The sequence below is a fragment of the Micromonospora sp. NPDC005087 genome (genome assembly GCF_042872965.1).
In the GTDB taxonomy this organism is placed as follows: domain Bacteria; phylum Actinomycetota; class Actinomycetes; order Mycobacteriales; family Micromonosporaceae; genus Micromonospora.
In genome coordinates this window covers 235,645-253,453 of record NZ_JBIALB010000009.1, presented here as the reverse complement: position 1 = coordinate 253,453, position 17,809 = coordinate 235,645, and the positions used below count along the sequence as shown (strand labels likewise).

At 75.6% G+C, this 17,809-nt stretch carries 5 protein-coding genes; all 5 read right to left on the bottom strand.

Going from position 1 to position 17,809, the window contains the following annotated elements; genetic code table 11:
• Window positions 1-40: 40 nt before the first annotated feature.
• The 5 genes from ACFYPS_RS22150 to ACFYPS_RS22130 are packed head-to-tail and all read right to left on the bottom strand — an operon-like array spanning window position 41 to window position 17,770.
• The gene (locus ACFYPS_RS22150) at window positions 41-11,824 is read right to left on the bottom strand and encodes an amino acid adenylation domain-containing protein (protein WP_387326623.1); all 11,784 of its coding nucleotides are present in this window, start codon (window positions 11,822-11,824) and stop codon (window positions 41-43) included.
• Window positions 11,817-12,161: a phosphopantetheine-binding protein gene (locus ACFYPS_RS22145; protein ID WP_387326620.1), complete on the bottom strand. Its 345-nt coding sequence runs from the start codon at window positions 12,159-12,161 to the stop codon at window positions 11,817-11,819. The genes ACFYPS_RS22150 and ACFYPS_RS22145 overlap by 8 nt, the downstream gene beginning before the upstream one ends.
• Window positions 12,158-12,982, bottom strand: coding sequence for a hypothetical protein (locus tag ACFYPS_RS22140; RefSeq protein WP_387326617.1), 825 nt, complete (start codon window positions 12,980-12,982; stop codon window positions 12,158-12,160). Before ACFYPS_RS22140 ends, ACFYPS_RS22145 begins: the two co-directional genes overlap by 4 nt.
• Window positions 12,918-16,025, bottom strand: a complete 3,108-nt coding sequence (locus ACFYPS_RS22135; protein ID WP_387326614.1) for an AMP-binding protein — start codon at window positions 16,023-16,025, stop codon at window positions 12,918-12,920. The genes ACFYPS_RS22140 and ACFYPS_RS22135 overlap by 65 nt, the downstream gene beginning before the upstream one ends.
• A complete protein-coding gene (locus ACFYPS_RS22130; protein ID WP_387326611.1) occupies window positions 16,022-17,770 on the bottom strand; it encodes a non-ribosomal peptide synthetase in 1,749 nt (582 codons plus the stop codon). The genes ACFYPS_RS22135 and ACFYPS_RS22130 overlap by 4 nt, the downstream gene beginning before the upstream one ends.
• Window positions 17,771-17,809 lie beyond the last annotated feature (39 nt).

Sequence of the window (17,809 nt, the reverse complement as noted above, 5' to 3'; positions counted from 1 at the left end):
TCCTGACCGATCGACCGGGCGTACACCACCGGCGGCGGGGTCAACGGCGCCCGGCCAGCTCGGCGAGCTGGCGGTCGGCCAGCTCCTGGATCCGGTCCTTGTCGCTGAGCACGACGGTGCCCGGGTCAGCGTCCGGCAGTTCGTCCTCCAGGCGCCGGATCGGCCGGTACGCCCACCCGACCACGGCCAGCGCGAGCGTGCACAGGCCGGCCGCCACGGCGGTCAGGGCGATGCCCCGACCCGGCCCGTGGCCGATCAGGACACCCAGCACCTGACCGGTGACGCCGTCGGCGGACGCCAGCGGGGTGAACACCCGCTCGGCCAGCGGGGCGGCGCAGAGGAACCCGGCGGGCACCATCAGCCAGGAGAGCATCAGCGTGGTGGCCAGGACCCGGCCCTGCAACTCCAGCCCCACCTTGGCCTGAACGATCGCCAACCAGTGGCTGTTGACCAGCGCCGAGGTCAACCCCAGACCGAACAGGCCGAGCGCCGGGAAGATCGGTTCCGGCCGCAGGCCGACGGTGACCACGGCGACCGCGAGCAGCAGCACGCTGGACAGGATGCCGGTCATCCGCCGGGTCGTGCCGCCCCAGACGCCCATCGCGATGCTGCCGAGCAGCAGCCCGGCGCCGCCGGAGGCGAGCACCACGCCGAGCACCGAGGGGTCACCGAAGGACAGGGTGAGCGGGGTTGCCAGCACCTCGACCATGGCGAAGAAGAAGTTGAGCGCGGCGGTGAGCATGATCATCGCGAGCAGCCCGTGCCGGCGGGCGATGAACCGCCAGCCGCCCAGCACCTCCTGGCCGAACGACTCCTCGCGCCGCTTGAACAGCCGGTCGGGGAAGCGCACGGCCAGGGTGATGCCGACCGCCACGGCGAAGGTGGCCAGGTCGAGCAGGACGATGCCGCGCAGCCCGATCGCGACCACCAGCGCACCACCGGCGAGCGGGGCGAGCACCGTGCTGGTCGCCGCGCCCAGCGAGATGATGCCGTTGGCCCGGCCGTAGTAGCGCTTGGGCACCAACTGCGTCACGGCGGCCAGGTACGCGGGTTGTTGGAACGCGGTGGCGATCGCGCTGACGGTGAGCGCGGCGAACACGTGCCAGAGCTGCGCCCGGCCGAACCAGAGCAGCACCGCCAGGGTGACCGTGCCGCAGGCCGCGAACGTGTCCGCGGCGATCATGATGAGCCGGCGGTTCCACCGGTCGGCCACCGCGCCGGCGATCGGGGACAGCACCACGGCGGGCAGCAGGGCCAGCACCGACGCCACCGCGAACCAGGAGATGGAGCCGGTGCGCTGGTAGACCCAGAGCGCCAGCGCGAAACCGGTCAGCCCGGTGCCGATCAGCGACACGAGCTGCCCGAACGCGACGGCGAAGAACACCCCGAGCCCGGCGTCGACCCGGCCGGCGAGCCGGGCGCCCGGCTCGGGAACACCCGCCGACACACGCTCGGTCGGCTCAGCGGGTTCAGCGGGCTCGGTCGGCTCAGCGGGCTCGGCCAGGATGATGTCGGCGAGTTCGGGCGCCTGGTGCTTCTGGAAGTAGTGGCCGGCGCCCTCGATCGTGCGCAGGGACACCGTGTCGGCGAAGTACGTCCACTCCAGATAGCGTTCCTCGTACAGCTCGGTGGCCCGGTCCTTGGTGCCGATCACACAGACCAGCGGCGTGGCGAGCCGGCTCTCCGGCCCGGTGGCGTACGCGCCGGTGTAGTACTCCTCCCCCATCCGGCTGTCGGCCAGGAAGACCGTCATCAGGAAGTCCTTCTCCCGCTCGTCGAGCACGTCGGTGAAGAACCCCATGGCGCGCAGGAAGTCCAGCGCGTGCCGCTTCGAGGTCCACCGCTCGAGCGGGAAGATCCGCCGGAACCAACCGGCGAGCCGGCCCGGCAGTCGGGGTGCCGGGAAGTGCCCGCCGATCACCACCCGACGCAGGTCGACGCCGGCCAGTTCCAGCCGTCGGCCCAACTCCACCGCCGTGGCGCCACCCATGCAGTGCCCGTAGATGATCACCGGCCCGCTGACGCCCGCGGTCACCTCCGCCACACACGCGTCGATCAGCTCGTCCATCTCCAGCCCCGGCTCGTCCGGCCGGTTCAGGTCGTGCCCCGGTCGTTGCAGCGCGAGCAGGGCCACCTGGTCCGGCATGGCCGAGGCCAGCGGTTGGAAGATGACCGCGCCGGCGCCGGCGAACGGTACGCAGAGCACGGTCACCGTCGGCGCGGCGTTCCGCGACGGGGTCAGCTCGTGCCACAGCCGCGCCGGCGCGCCGGCGTCCGCGTCGAGGTGCGCGGTGAGTCCTCGGATGGTGGGGTGGCGGAACAGGTCCAGCACGCTGATCGGCGGCTCGCTGCCGGCCAGCGCCCGGATCGCGGTGAACGAGTCCCCACCCAGGTCGAAGAAGTCGTCGTCGATGCCCACCCGGTCGTAGCCGAGCACCTGCGCCCAGCGGTCGGCGAGCGCCGCCTGCACCGGCGTGGCCGGCGCGGCCAACTCGCCCCCGATACGAGCGCCGCCGCGCTCCGGCGCCGGCAGCGCGGCCCGGTCGAGCTTGCCGTTCGCGGTCAGCGGCAGCGCGTCGAGGCGCACGAACACCGCCGGCACCATGTGGTCGGGCAGCCATTCGCGCAGGAACGCCCGCCAGCCGCCGGCGCCCGGGTCGTCCGCGCCGGCGTTCAACGCCAGGTAGCCGACCAGGGCCGGCTCGGAGTCCAGATCGCGGACCACGACGGCGCTCTCCCGCACGGCGGGGTGCCGATGCAGGGCCGCCTCGATCTCACCCAGCTCGATCCGGAAGCCGCGCACCTTGACCTGCGAGTCGTTGCGGCCCAGACACTCCAGCCGGCCGTCCGGGCGGTACCGGGCCAGGTCGCCGGTGCGGTAGAGCCGGGCGCCGGGCCGGGCGTCGAACGGGTCGGGCAGGAACCGGTCCGCGGTCAGCGCCGGCTGGTCGAGGTAGTCCCGCGCCACCCCGGCGCCGCCGAGGTACAGCTCGCCGACCACCCCCACCGGCACCGGCCGAAGGGCCCCGTCGAGGACGTACGCCCGGGTGTTGGCGATGGGACGGCCGATGGTGACGTCGGCGTCGGCGTCGATCCGGGCCACGGTGGACCAAATGGTCGCCTCGGTCGGGCCGTACATGTTCCACAGCTCGCCGACCCGGGGGGCCAGGTCGCGGGCCAGTGGGGCGGGCAGCGCCTCCCCGCCGCAGAGCGCCCGCAGGCCCGGCTCACCGGTCCAGCCGGCGGCCAGCAGCAGCCGCCATGTCGCCGGGGTAGCCTGGAGCACGGTGGCCTCCTCGGCGCGCAGCAGCTCCGCCAGCGCGCCCGCGTCGTAGCCGACGTCCCGACCGGCGACGACCACCCGGGCGCCCACCACCAGCGGCAGGAACAGCTCCAGCACCGAGATGTCGAAGGCGAACGTGGTCAGCGCGACCAGGGTGTCGTCGGCGTTCAGCCCGGGGACGTCCGCCATCGCGGTCAGCAGGTTCACCACCGAGGCGTGACTGACCCGCACCCCCTTCGGACGCCCGGTCGACCCCGAGGTGTAGAGCACGTACGCCAGGTCGTCCGGTGCGGTCACCGGCTCCAGGTCATGGCAGGACTCGACGGCGTCGCCGGGGGCGTCGACCCGCAGCACCGGGCCGGGGAAGTCGGCGAAGGACTCCGCCGGCCCGGCCTCGGTGACCAGCGCGACGGCCTGGCTGTGGGTGAGCACCCAGCGCTGCCGGTCCAGCGGGTACGACGGGTCCAGCGGCACGTACGCGCCGCCGGCCTTGAGCACGGCGAGCAGCGCGACCAGCAGGTCGGCGGAGCGTTCCAGCGACACCGCCACGGTGGTGTCCCGCCCCACCCCGACCCGGCACAGCCGCCGGGCGAGCCGGTTGGCGCGCACGTTGAGCTGGGCGTACGTCAGGGTCGTCGACCCGAAGGTGACTGCCGGCCGCTCCGGGGTGCGGGCCACCTGCTCCTGCACCAGCGCGGTCAGCGTCACCGGTGGCACCGGCCGGTCGGTGTCGTTCCAGGCGACGAGCTGTCGTTCCCGCTCGGCCGGGGTGAGGATCTCCACCTCGGTCAGGGGCCGGTCCGGCTCGGCGACCACCCCGCGCAGCAGCTGCTCGAGATGTGCCAGCATCCGTTGGGCGGTGGCCTCGTCGTAGAGCGCGGTCGTGTACTCCAGGCAGCAGAGCAGCCCCTCCGGCCGGTCGTACGCGTACAGGGTGAGGTCGACCTGGGCGGTGCCGTTCTCCACGCTGAGTGGCTCGGCGCGCAGCCCGCCCATCGTCAACGGCTCGTCCGGCAGGTTGAGCAGGTTCACCATCACCTGGAACAGCGCGTTGCGGCTCAGGTCGCGGGGCACATCGAGGGCGTCCACCACCCGCTCGAAGGGCACCTCCTGATGGTCGTACGCGGCCAGCGCGGTGCGGCGAACGTCCTCGAGCAGCCGGCCGAAGCCCCACCCGTCCTCCAGCGTGGTCCGCAGCACGAGGCTGTTGAGGAAGAAGCCGACCAGCGGCTCCAGCTCGGCGCGGACCCGGCCGGCCACCGGCGAACCGACGCAGACGTCGCGTTGGCCGGTGTAGCGGTACAGCAGCGTCTGCACGGCGGCGAGCACCGTCATGTAGAGCGTGGCGCCGTGCTGCCGCCCCAGCTCCCGGACCTGCTCGATCAGCTCCGCCGGGAGGGTACGTCGGGCCACCGCCCCGTCGAAGGACTGCACCGGCGGTCGGGGCCGGTCGGTGGGCAGCTCCACGGCGGTGGGCGCGCCGGCGAGCTGCCGCGTCCAGTAGGCGAGGCCGTCATCGGCGTCTGCGCGGGTCCGCTGCCAGCGGGCGTAGTCGGCGTAGCTCAGCGGCAGCTCGGGCAGCGGCGATGGCGCGCCGTCCAGGTACGCGTCGTAGAGGGCGCCGAGTTCGGCCCGGATCACCCCGAGCGACCAGCCGTCGGAGACGATGTGGTGCATGCCGAGCGCCAGCACGTGCCGGTCGGGGGCGCTGCGGAACAGCACCGGGCGGAACAGCGGGCCGGTGGCCAGGTCGTACGGCTCGCGGGCCACCGCGACGAGCGCGACGCGTTCCCGCTCGGCGAGGTCGCCGTCCGCCTCGGGCGGGCCGGCGGGCAGCTCCCGCACGGCCAGCGGCAAGGGTTCGGCGGGGCGGACCACCTGCACCGGGTCGCCGCCGTCCGGCCCCGGCTCGAACACCGTCCGCAGCACGTCGTGACGGCGGACCAGTTCGGTGAGCGCTGCGCCCAGCACGTCCACGCGCAGGTCGCCGTGCAGGCGCAGGGCGCTGAACGCCACGTACGCCACCTGGTCGTGGACCTGTTCGAGGAACCAGAGCCGGCGCTGGCCGGAGGAGACCGGCGCGGGGCCGGCCGGGCCACGCGGGATGCGCTCGGACGGCTGGACCCGGGGCTCGACGCCCACGGCAGGGGCTGGCGGGGCCTCGGCGTCGCCCGCCGCCGGCTCGACGGTGGTGGGCAACGCGGCGGCGATGCCGGCGACGGTCGGCGTCGCGAAGACCGTCTCGATCGGCAGCGCCACCCCGAGCCGGGCGTGCACCCGTACGACGAGCTGAGTGGCGAGCAACGAGTGCCCGCCCAACGCGAAGAAGTCGTCGTGCGCACCGACCGGTGCGATGCCCAGCAGCTCCGTCCAGATCGCCGCCACGGCCCGCTCGGCCGGGCCGCGGGGTGCCACGAAGGCGTTCGGCAGGGCCGGCCGGTTGCCGGTCGCCAGGTCCGTCGGCTCCGGCTCGGCCGTGGCGGCGACGCCGCTGGCCAGCTGCGTCCGTGCGCCGCGCTCGATCCAGTGCCGTTGCCGCTCGAACGGGTAGGTCGGCAGCTCCACCCGGCGCCGCGGTCCGCCGTGGAAGGCGGACCAGTCGACTGGCACCCCGGCCAGCCACAGCCGACCCACCGCCGTCAACGCGATCCGTTGGTCGTCGCCGTCGCTGCGGGGGTGGCGCATCACCGGCACCACCCGGTGTGGTGCGACGCCGGCCTGGCCGACCAGCCCGCCGAGGGTGTGCCCCGGGCCGACCTCGGCGACCATCAGTTCGGTTCGGGCCAGCAGCGCGGCGCAGTCGGCGAAGCGAGCCGTGCCGCGCAGGTGCCGCACCCAGTACTCCGGGTCGGTGACCTGCTCGGCGGTGGCCTCCGCTCCGGTCACATTGGACAGGAACGGCAGCCGGGGCGCCCGGTAGGTGACCTGGCGGGCCTCGGCCCGGAACTCGTCGAGCACCGGGTCGAGCAGCGCGGAGTGGACGCCCCGGTCGGCCGGGAGCGGCTGGCACTCGACCTTCTCGGCGCGCAGTCGAGCGGCCAACGCGTCCAGTGCCGCCGGGCGGCCGGACAACACACACAACTCGGGCGCGTTGACCGCCGCGAGTGAGATTTCCGGGCCGAGCAGCGCGGCGACGTCCGCCTCGGGCAGGGCGACGGCGAGCATCGCCCCCGGCTCGGTGGACTGGGACAGTCGGCTGCGGGCGTGGACCAGCCGCAGCGCGTCGGCGAGGTCGAAGACCCCGGCGAGGCAGGCGGCCACGTACTCGCCGAGGCTGTGCCCGACCAGCAGCTCGGGCCGCAGCCCCCGGTCGAGCAGCAGCCGGGCGAGCGCGTACTCGGTGACGAAGAGCGCGGGTTGGATGATCCGGGGTTCGGCCAGCAGTCGCGACGCGACGTCGAGGTCGTCCGAATCCGGGACGAGCACCCGGCGCAGATCCAGCCCGAGCGGCCCGCGCAGCAGGTCCGCGCACTCGTCCACCACGGCCCGGTAGCCGGGCTCGGCCCGGTACAGCCCGGCCCCCATCCCGGGATGCTGCGCGCCGTGGCCCGGGAAGACGAAGGCCAGCCCCGCGTCGGTCCGGTCCGGCGCGGCGCTGAGCAGCCGCTCCGGCGTGGCCAGCGCGTCGACCGCGTCAGCGCGGTCGCCGCAGACCACGGCCCGCCGGTACGCCATCGACTGCCGCCGGCCCAACGCCGCCGCCACCTCCGGCAACCCCAGCCCGGGGTACGCGTCGAGGTGTCGCCGCAGCGCCTCGGTGGCCCGCTCCAACGCGGCGGGTGTCCGCGCGGAGAGCACCAGCAGCTCCGGCCCGACCGGTGTCGGGGTGGGCGGGGTGGCCGGTTCGGGCGCCTCCTCCAGCACGAGGTGCGCGTTGGTGCCGCCCATTCCGAATGAGCTGACGGCTGCCCGGCGGGGCTGACCGTCGGCCCGCCAGGGCCGGGCCTGCGCCGGCAGATCGAAGGGGCTGTCCGCCAGGTTGATCGCCGGGTTGGGCCGCCGGACGTTCACCGCCGGCGGCAGCGTGCGGTGTCGCAACGCCAGCACGGCCTTGATCAGCCCGGCCACCCCGGCGGCGGCGTCGGTGTGCCCGATGCTGGCCTTGACCGAACCGAGCGCGCAGAACTGCCGGTCGGCGGTGCCGCGCCGGAACGCCTCGGTGAGCGCGTTGACCTCGATGGGGTCGCCGAACAGGGTGCCGGTGCCGTGCGCTTCCAGGTAGCCGATGTCGCGCGGGCTCACGCCGGCGGTGGCCAGCGCCCGGCTGACCACCTCGACCTGCCCGGCGACACCGGGGGCGGAGTAGCCGGCCCGCCGGGCGCCGTCGTTGTTCACCGCCGAGCCGCGGATGACGGCGTGGATCAGGTCGCCGTCGGCGATCGCGTCGGTGAGTCGGCGCAGGACGACCAGCCCGATGCCGCTGGCCGCGATGGCGCCCCGGGCATCGGCGTCGAACGGCCGGCAGTGCCCGTCCGGGGAGAACAGGCCGCCATCGTGGTGCAGGTAGCCCCGCCGCTGCGCCGGAACGACGCTCACACCGCCGGCGACCGCCAGGTCGGACTCGCCGGTGAGCAGGCTCTGACGGGCCAGGTGCACGGCGACCAGCGAACTGGAGCAGGCGGTGCTGACGCTGACGCTCGGCCCGGTGAGGTTCAGCTTGTACGACGCCCGGCTGGTCAGGAAGTCCTTGTCGTTGCTCAGCGCGAGCTGGTAGCCGCCCACCGCGTCCACGAGGTCCGGGTCGGTGAGCAGGTGTTCCAGCAGGTAGGTGCTACGCCCGGAGCCGGCGAACAGCCCGACCTGCCCCGGGTACGCCTCCGGGTCGTGCCCGGCGCGTTCCAACGCCTCCCAGGCGCACTCCAGCAGCAACCGGTGCTGCGGGTCGAGCAGTTGCGCCTCCCGGGGCGTGAAACCGAAGAAGGCCGCGTCGAAGCGGTCGATGTCGGCCAGCTCGCTGCCCCGGCGCACGTACGCCGGGTCGTCGACGAGTGCGGGGTCGGCTCCGTCGGCGAGCAGTTCCACGGTGCTGAACTCGCGGACCGTGTCGACGCCGTCGCGGATGATCCGCCAGAACTCCTCGGGCGTCCGGGCCCCGGGGAAGCGGCAGGCCATCCCGACCACGGCGATCGCGTCGGCCGGCGGCGCGGTCCGGGTGGGCGCCGGTACCGGCCGGGGCGCCACCTGGGCACGTTCCGCGGCGGGGTCAGCCAGGACGGTTGACGCGGCGTTGGCCAGCACGTCGGCCAGCGCCTCGACGGTGGTGTGCCGGAACAGGTCGGTGACCGTCACCACCGGGCCGAGCCGGTCGACCAGCAGCCGGTGGACGGCCAGCAGCCGCAGCGAGTGTCCACCGAGGTCGAAGAAGTTGTCCCGCTCGCCGACTCGGGGCACGCCGAGCACCTCGCGCCACACCTCGACCACCAACCTCCGGGCCTCCGCCCGGTCGCCGGCCGACGCCCCCGCGCCCACCGCCGGCCGGCGCGGCTCGTCGTCGGGAGCAGCGACGGTCCCGCCGGCACCGGTCGGGTCACTGGTCGGCGGGCGCCCGCTGTCGGTGCCGTCCGCCGCCGGTGCGGGGAGGGCGGACGCGTCGAGCTTGCCGTTGCCGGTCAGCGGCAGGGCGGGTACGCCCACGAAGGCGGCCGGCACCAGGTGCTCCGGCAGCTCCGCGCGCAGACCGGCGCGCAGCGCGGCCCGATCCGGGTCGCCGGTGAGGTAGGCGACCAGCCGAGGGTCGTCCGGGTCGTCGTGCCGCAGCACGACAGCGACGTCACCAGCGGGGTGCAGCCGGCGCAGCGCCGCCTCCACCTCGCCGGGCTCGATGCGGTGGCCGCGCAGCTTGATCTGTCGGTCGGCGCGGCCCAGGAACTCCAGCGTGCCGTCCGGGCGGTACCGCGCCAGGTCACCGGTGCGGTAGAGCCGCCGCCCGCCGCCCCCGAACGGGTCCGGCACGAACCGGTCGGCGGTCAGGCCGGGCCGGTTGAGGTAGCCGCGGGCCACGCCGGCCCCGCCGACGTACAACTCGCCGGGCAGGCCGGCCGGGACCGGGTCGAGTCGGTCGTCCAGCACGTACAGCTGGGTGTTCGCGATCGGCCGGCCGATCGGCACCGAGCCGTGCTGCGGGGTGTCCCGGCCGACCTCGTACACGGCGCAGCCGACCACCGTCTCGGTCGGGCCGTACTCGTTGATCAGCCGGGTGCCCGGGGCGTGCGCCCGCCAGAGCGCGACCTGGTCGGCGCGCAGTTTCTCCCCGCCGATCACGAACAGCCGGGTCCGGCCGGGCGCCCCGGCCTCGGTGACCTGCCGGTTGACGATCTCCAACTGAGCCGGGGTGAGCTTGACCAGGCCGTACGGGCTGGTCCGGTCGAGCAGCGCCGCGCCGAGGCCGGCCGGGCCCGCGTCGTCGTCGAGCAGGTGCACGGTGCCGCCGGCGGCCAGCGGCACCAGCAGGCTGGTCACCGTGAGGTCGAAGCCGACCGAGGAGTGCACCGGCACCTCGTCGCCCGGCCCGATCCGGTACGCCGCGGCGGCCCAGCGCAGGTAGTTGACCACGCCTTCGTGGGTGACCAGCACGCCCTTGGGGCGCCCGGTGGACCCGGAGGTGTGGATGACGTACGCCAGATCGTCGGGGCCGACCGGCACCGGGGGCACCCTGTCGGGTGGCGTGACCGGCGCGCTCAGGTCCACCTCGACCGGCTCGGCCAGGCCGGCCGGCAGCCGGGAGCGCAGCGCGGCCGAGGTGAGCACCACCCGCGCGGCAGTGTCGTCGAGCACCCAGCGCAGCCGGGCGGGCGGGTGCGCCGGATCCAGCGGCACGTACCCGGCGCCGGCCCTGAGCACCGCGAGGATCGCCACCGGCAGCGCGGCGGTGCGTTCCAGCAGGATGCCCACGAGATCGCCGACACCGACGCCGCGCTCCCGCAGGGTCGCGGCGAGCGCGTCGGCCCGGACGTTCACCTCGCGGTAGGTCAACGTCCGCGCCCCGTCGGTGACCGCCACCGCGTCGGGGTGGCGGCGGGCCTGCCGCTCGATCAGGGCGTGCACCGAGCCGACCTCAGGTGCGTCGGTGGCGGTGTCGTTCCAGGTGCACAGGATCAGCTCGCGGTCGGCGTCGGTGATCAGCCGGGCGGCGCGCACCGGAGCGTCCGGGTCGGCGAGCAGGTCGGCGAGCAGGGTACGGAAGGCCGCGGCGAACCGGTCCACCGTGGCGGCGTCGAACACGTCGGTGCGGTACTCCAGCGCGGCCTCCAGCCCGCCGGGGCCGGGCCGTACCGCCACGGTCAGGTCGAACTTGGCGGTGGCCGTCGGGACCTCGATCGGGCTCACCTCGATGCCGGGCAGCGGCGGCGGCGCGGTGGCGTCCGCGTACAGGAACATCACCTGGAACAGCGGGTCATGCCCGGCGCGGCGGGCCGGGCGGGCGACGGCGACCAGCTCCTCGAACGGCAACTCCTGCCGCTCCTGCGCGGCGAGCACGGCGGCGCGGACCCGGGTGGTCAGCTCCGCGAAGCTGGGGTCGCCGGTCAGGTCGGCGCGGATCACCAGGGTGTTGACGAGCAGGCCGACCAGCGGCTCGGTGTCCGGGTCGCGGCGATTGCCGACCGGGGTGCCGACCGGCACGTCGTCGCTGCCGGTCCAGCGGGCCAACAGCACCTGGAACGCGGCGAACAGCAGCAGGTACGGGGTGACGGTGAGCCGGCGGCAGGCCGCCCGCAGCGTCTCCGTCGGTACGTCCAGCGGCACGACCCGGGTAGCGCCCGCGTTGGTGGGCGCGGTCGACCGGGCGAGGCCGCCGGGCAGCTCGGGCACCGGGGGCGCGCCGGCCAGTCGCTCCCGCCACCAGTCCCGCTGCGCGGCGGCCTGCGGGCCGGCCAACCAGCGCCGCTGGCGCCCGGCCCAGTCCTGGTAGGACATCGGCAGGTCGGGCACCTCGGGTAGCCGTCCGGCCTGGTGCGCGGCGTACCCCTCGGCGAGCTCGGCTGCCGCGATCCGCAGCGACCACTCGTCGACCGCGACGTGGTGGACGGTCAGCGCCAGCACGTGCTCGGTGTCGGTGAGCCGGAACAGGGTGGCCCGCAGCACCGGGCCGTCGGTCAGGTCGAGCGGGGTGGCGGCCTCGGCGGCCAGCCGGGCGTTCAGCTCGGCCTCCCGGGCCGCCCCGGGCAGGCCGGTCAGGTCGGCGAGCCGCAGCAACCCGGTGCCGGGCGGCCGGAGCACCGGCACCAGGTCGCCGTCGTCGAGGCGCAGCGTGGTGCGCACCGGTTCGTGCCGGGCCACCAGGGCGTCCACGGCCGCGGCGAGGGCCGGCACGTTCAGTGGCCCGCGCAGCCGGTACGCCACCGGCGCCAGGTACGCGGGGTCGCCCGGGTTGGCCTGGTCGAGATACCACATCTGCCGCTGACCGGCGGAGACCACCCGGGAACCCGCCGGCCCGTGCCCGGTGCCGTCCGGGGTGGCGGATGCCTCGGTGGTCTCGGCGGCCCGGCGGGCGCGCAGGGCCGCCAGCAGCGCGGCCTTGCGCGGCGAGAGCAGGTCAGTCATCGAGGCGTCCAATCAGCGCCTCGGCGTCCGCGTCCGAGCAGGCGAGCACGCTCAGGTACAGAGCGGCAGCCTCGTCCACCGCCGGTCCGTGCTCGGCGCGCAGCGCCGTGGTGAACCCACCCAGGGTGGGGTGCTCGAAGACCGCGTTGAGGGGCACCCGCACGTCCAGCGCGGTACGCAGCCGCGCGGCCATCCGGGCGGCGGCGAGCGAGTCGCCGCCGCGCTCGAAGAAGTGGTCCTGTCCGGTGAGCCCGTCCACGCCCAACGCCGCTCCCCAGGCGTCCGCGACGACCCGTCCGAGTGCGTCGGCCCGTGCCGGTTGTCCGTTCGTCGTCATGCTGTTCCCCCGTCGTCCGCGCCGGCTCCCACGCCGGCGCCGCTGTGGTCTGGTGCTGTCGTGTGGCCCGTCGCCGGGCGAGAGACCGCGACGGCCGGCCGGTACGCCAGCCGGTCGAGAGCCTGCGCGTCGTCGGCCAGCACGGTGACCGGGCAGGGCACCCGTGCCTCGCCGGCCCGCGCGGCGTCCAGCAGGAACCACAGCCAGGCCAGGTAGCGGCCGGTGATCTCCTGCGCGGCGGTCTCCGCCTCGGCCGGCGGGAAGCCCTGCGCGGCGACGAACGCGCGGGCGTGCCCGCCCAGCTCGGCCCGCCAGCGCGCGACGACCACGTGCGGCTCGGCCGGGACGGGCGGCGGCGCGGCCTCGCCGGTCAGCTTGCGGTGCAGCGTGGCGTACTCCCGCCAGGCGGCCCGCTCGTCGGGCACGGTTGCCGCCACCAGGGCCAGCGCGTCCGGTGGCGACCCGGCCTCGACCAGGGCTCGGGTCAGGTGCCCGGCGAAGACCGCCGCGCTGCAGTAGCCGACCACGGTGAGCGGGCCCGAGCCGGTCGGCCGGCGGCGCAGGAACTCGGCCGAGGCGGCGTTGGCCAGGGTGGCGTGGTCGGGCAGCCCGCCGTCCAGCTCCACACTGGTCACCGGGTCCAGCCGCCACACCTGGTGCCGGTCCGTACCGGCTGGCCGGTGGCCGCGCGAGGCGTCCGTCTCGGCCGTGGCGAGCGCCGCGGCCAGGCCGGCCCCGGTGGAGTCGCCGGGGAACTCAATCGTCAGCAGGCACCCGGCCCGTCCGTCGGCGACCTGCTGCAACGCGATCGTCCGTGCCATCGGGATCTCCTTGTGCGTACGCCTCGAGCTGATCGGTGACGGCGGTGGCGAGCGCCGTGACGGCGGGCCGGTCGAGCAGCCCGCCGTCGGCCTCGACGAGGATCGACAGCGCGCCGGACGCCGCGTGGCGCAGGGTGAGGCAGAGCGGGAAGCGGTTCGCGGCGCGGTGCAGCTCCCGCCGCTGCCAGCGAACCGCGCCGGTGACCAGCTCCGGTTCCTCCACTGAGTCGAGGTAGCACGTCGGGTAGGTCCCCGGCGGCGCTCCGGTGCCGCGCCGTACCTCCCGTGCCACCACCACGAACGGGGCCTGCTCGGCCGCCACCCGGCGCAGGTGCCCGCCGACCCGGTCGGCCAGGTCGGCCCAGTCACCGGCTCGCACGTCGTCGCAGCGCAGCAGGACGGTGTTCACCGCGTACCCGGCGACGTCGAACTCGTCGGCGGCCCGGCGGGTGTCGCTCGCGCAGCCGATCAGCACGGTGTCCCGGTCCAGCAGCCCGCCCAGGGCGCGGGCGTACGCGGCGGCGACCAGCTCGGTGGCGGTGCCGCCGCCGGGACGGGACAACGCGGCGGCCGACGCCCGCACCGGCCGGGTCAGCACGGTCCGCCCGGCGTGGGCGGCGGGCGCCGGCTCCGGCACATCGCGGACCCGGGCCACGGCCGCCGCGACGGCTGCCTGACCCGCTTCGCCCGCCACCCACGCCGACCGGCGCAGCCCCAGGTCGCACACGGTGGTGGCGGACACCGGAGGCGACCAGGCCGGGTCGGCGTGGCAGCGGGTGACGTCGGCCAGGAGCAGCCGCAGCGACCAGGCGTCCACCACCAGGTGGTGCCAGACCAGCAGCAGCTCGGTACGCCGCCCGGTGGTGAGCACCGCGCAGCGCAGCAGCGGTTCGGCGGTGGTGTCGAAGGGCCGCTCGGCGTGGGCCCGCACGGCGGCGTCGAGCTCGGCCGGGTCGGCGAACCGGCGCACCCGCACCTCCGGCTGGTGCCGGTCGAGCACCAGCTCGGGCAGCCCGTCGACGAGCCGCAGTCCGGCGCCGAACGCGGGATGCCCGGCCAGCGCCCGGCGCAACGCGTCGACCAACCGGGGCAGGTCCACCGGCGCGTCGGTGCCGAAGCGGACCGGCTCGCAGTAGAGGGTGCTGCCGGGGTGGAGCTCGTCGTGCAGCCAGACACCGAGCTGCTCGGGGGTCAGTGGCGCCTGCCGCGCCCCGACCGGGCCGCGTCCGCCAGCGGTGACCGGGCCCGCTCCGCCGACGGGGACCGGATCGGGTCCGGCCGGACCGGCGAGCCGTTGGGCGAGCGTGGCGGCGTCGTCGGCCCGCAGCACGTCGCCGGCGCTCACCGGGACACCGGTGCGCTCGCTGAGCCAGGCCGCCGCGCGGGCGGCGGCCAGCGAGGTGCCGCCCAGCGCGACGAAGCTGTCCCCGGCGCGGACGTCGCGCACCGGCAGCAACCGACGCCAGGTGGCCAGCACCAGCTCGAGCGACCCGGACCGCCGCCCGGTGTCGAGCGGGTCGTCCGACAGATTCGCCGGAGCGCCGGGGCCGGGCACGGCAGCGGGCAGTGGCTGGGCGGCGAGCTGGTCGTGGTCGTACTTGCCGTGCGGGGTGAGCGGCAGCCGGGACAGCAGCAGCACCGCGGCCGGCACCGCGTACGCCGGCAGCCGCTCGGCCGCGTACCCGCGCGCGGCGCGCTCGGTGAGCCCGCTGCCCGGCTCCACCGCCAGGTACGCCACCAGCACGTCACCGGCTCCGGAGAGCCGCCGGGCGGCGACCACCACGTCCCGCACCCCGGGCAGGCCGCGCAGCACCGCCTCCACCTCCGCCGGCTCGATCCGGAACCCACGGATCTTGACCTGCCGGTCGGCGCGGCCGAGGAAGAGCAGGTTGCCGTCGGGCAGCGTGCGTACCATGTCGCCGGTGCGGTAGGCGCGACGGTCGAGCTGCGTCGGGTCCGCGATGAACGCGGGGGCTCCGGCCGGCGCACGCAGGTAGCCTCGGGCAACCGCCGCGCCCGCGACGACCAGCTCCCCGGTGCCGGTGCGGTGGTACGACCCGTCGGCGTGGCGCAGCAGCAGCGTGGTGCCCCGGACCGGGGTGCCGATCGGGGTGCGTTCGCCGGGCGTCGCGCCGTGGTGGGGCAGCACGTACAGGGTGCAGCAGATGGTGGTCTCGGCCGGCCCGTACCCGTTGACCACGGTGAGGTTGGGCCGGCTGCGGGCGATCGCCTCCAGTAGGGAGCGGGGAATGGGCTCCACCCCGACCAGCAGCCGGCGCAGGCCGGACAGCGCGCCCGACTCGGCGCGCAGCAGCGCGTGCAGCTCCGGCAGGAACGCCGGCGGCACGTAGGCGCTCTGCGCCCCACACACGTCCAGGAACGCGGCGAGCGCGGCACCGTCGTGGCGGGCCGCGGCCGGGACCACCCGCACGGTCCCGCCGCGGCTCAGCGGCGCGAGGCACTCCCAGACCGCCACGTCGAACGAGGGCCGGGTCCACCAGGTGCCGGTGTGCCCGGCCGGCACCGGGGCCCGCTCGTCCAGGTCGACGAGCAGGTTGGTCAGGTTGGCGTGCTCGACCTGTACCGCCTTCGGGACGCCGGTCGAGCCGGACGTGTGCACGACGTACGCCACGTCGGACGGTGCCCCGATGTCCGCGAGCGGCAAGCCCGGTCGGCCGACGACGGCGGCCGGGCGGAGCACCGGCCGCCCCGGCACGGCGGACTCGGCCACCACCAGCAGGGGGTCGGCCACGTCGACCAGCGTGCCGATCCGGGCCGGCGGCTGGGCCGGGTCCAGCGGCACGTACGCCGCCCGCACCGCGAACGCGCCGACCGCGGCGGCCACCGCGTGGGGCCCCGGTTCGAGCAGCACTCCGACCCGGTGGCCCGGGCCGACGCCGTACGCCCGGTAGCTGGCGGCGTACCGACCGGCCAGGTCGAGCAGCCGTCCCCAGCTGACCCGGCCGTCGTCGGCGTGCACGGCGATCGCCTCGGGGCGCCGCCGGCCGGCGGTGAGCAGGCGGGTGAGCAGGGTGCCGGTCACCGCGTCGCACCGGCCTCGTCCGCGCCCAGCGCCCGTACCGCGGCGAGGTAGTCGGCGTAGCGGCGGTGCTGGTAGAGCAGCGCCGCCCGTACCTCGATCCGCAGCCCCTGCCGGAGCTGGGCGGTGAGCCGCACCGCGAGCAGCGAGTCCCCGCCGGACAGGAAGAAGTCGTCCTCCGGACGTGGGGGCGTGCCGAGGACGGCCCGCCACGCCTCGGCCACCGCGGCCCCGGCCGGATCGGTCACCGTCGTTTCGGCCGAGGGCGGTGTGGCGGCGTCCTCGGCCGACCAGCACCGCTCGGTGTCGGCACGCAACGCGGCCCGGTCCAGCTTGCCGTTCGGGGTCAGCGGCAGAGCGTCCCGGACGTCCACCGTGTGCGGCACCATCGCCGCGGGCAGCCGGTCGCGCAGCCCGGCGCGTACCGCCTCGGGTGTGACCGGACCAGTCACCCAGGCCACCAGCAGCGCCGCCCCGGCGCGGTGCACGGGCTCGGCGGCCGCCTGACCGACCCCGGGCAGCTCCAGCAGGGCGCTCTCCACCTCGCGCAGCTCGATGCGCTGACCACGGATCTTGACCTGGCCGTCGACGCGGCCGACGAAGTGCAGCTCACCGGCGGCGTCCCGGCGGCAGACGTCCCCGGTCCGGTAGTGCCGCGAGACGCCGTCGGGGCCGGTCCCGAACGCCGTGGCGGTTTCGGTGCCCGCCCGGTAACCCTGGGCCAGCACCGGCCCGCCGATCACCAGCTCCCCCTCGACCTCGCCGTCCAGGGTCAGCAGGGCGCCCGCGACCGCTCGGCCGATCGGCGGCGGCCCGCCCCGGTCGGCGTAGCGGCGCAGGTCATCGGTGGCGGTGACCAGGATGGTCGCCTCGGTGGGCCCGTACAGGTTGTGCACCGCCGCGCCGAAGCCGGTGGGTGGCCAGAGCCGCAGCCGGTCGCCTCCGGTGGCCAGGGTGCGCAGCCGGCCGGTGTCCACGTCGGAGCGCAGCAGCTGCTCGGCCAGCGGGGTGCTGAGGAAGCAGTGGTCCACCCCGCGCAGGGCCTCGGCGATCCGCTCCGGGTCCCGCGCCACCTCCTCGTCGGCGAGCACCACCGTCGCGCCACGGATCAGCGGCGCCCAGATGTCCAGCAGGGCGGCGTCGAAGGCCAGGCCGGCGAAGGCCGCGGTGCGCACCCCCGGGCCGAGCCGGAAGAACCGCGCGTACCAGTCCAGCACGGTCCACAAGCTCCGGTGGGCGACCTCGACCTGCTTTGGACGGCCGGTCGACCCCGAGGTGGAGATGAGGTACGCCAGGTCGTCCGGTTCGGGCAGCCGCAGGTGCTCCTCCTGACCGGCCCGGACGACGGTGACCCCGGCGGGCAGCCGCTCGACGAGCTCCTCGGCGGCGACCGCGACCCGGCACCGCGCGTCGGCCAGGATCTGGGCGATCCGGGCCGGCGGCGACGACGGGTCCAGCGGCAGGAAGGCGGCGCCGCAGAACATGGCGGCGAGCGGGCCGACGACCGCGGCGGCGGTGCGTGGTTGCAGCACCGCCACGACCGGGTCCGGGTGTCCGGTCGCCGGCGGGGGCAGCTCGCGGGCGAGAGCCCCGGCCAGGACGGTCGCCTCGGTCACCAGATCGCGGTACCGCAGGGTGCCGTGCCGGTCGACGACCGCGGGTCGTTCGGGGTACGCGGCGGCCCGGCGCAGCACCTCGGCGGGAACACTGGTCGGACGGTCCGGGCCGGCGTTCGGAACGGCGGTCACAGTTGTCCGCTGGGTCGGATCACGACATCGGCTCCCGGT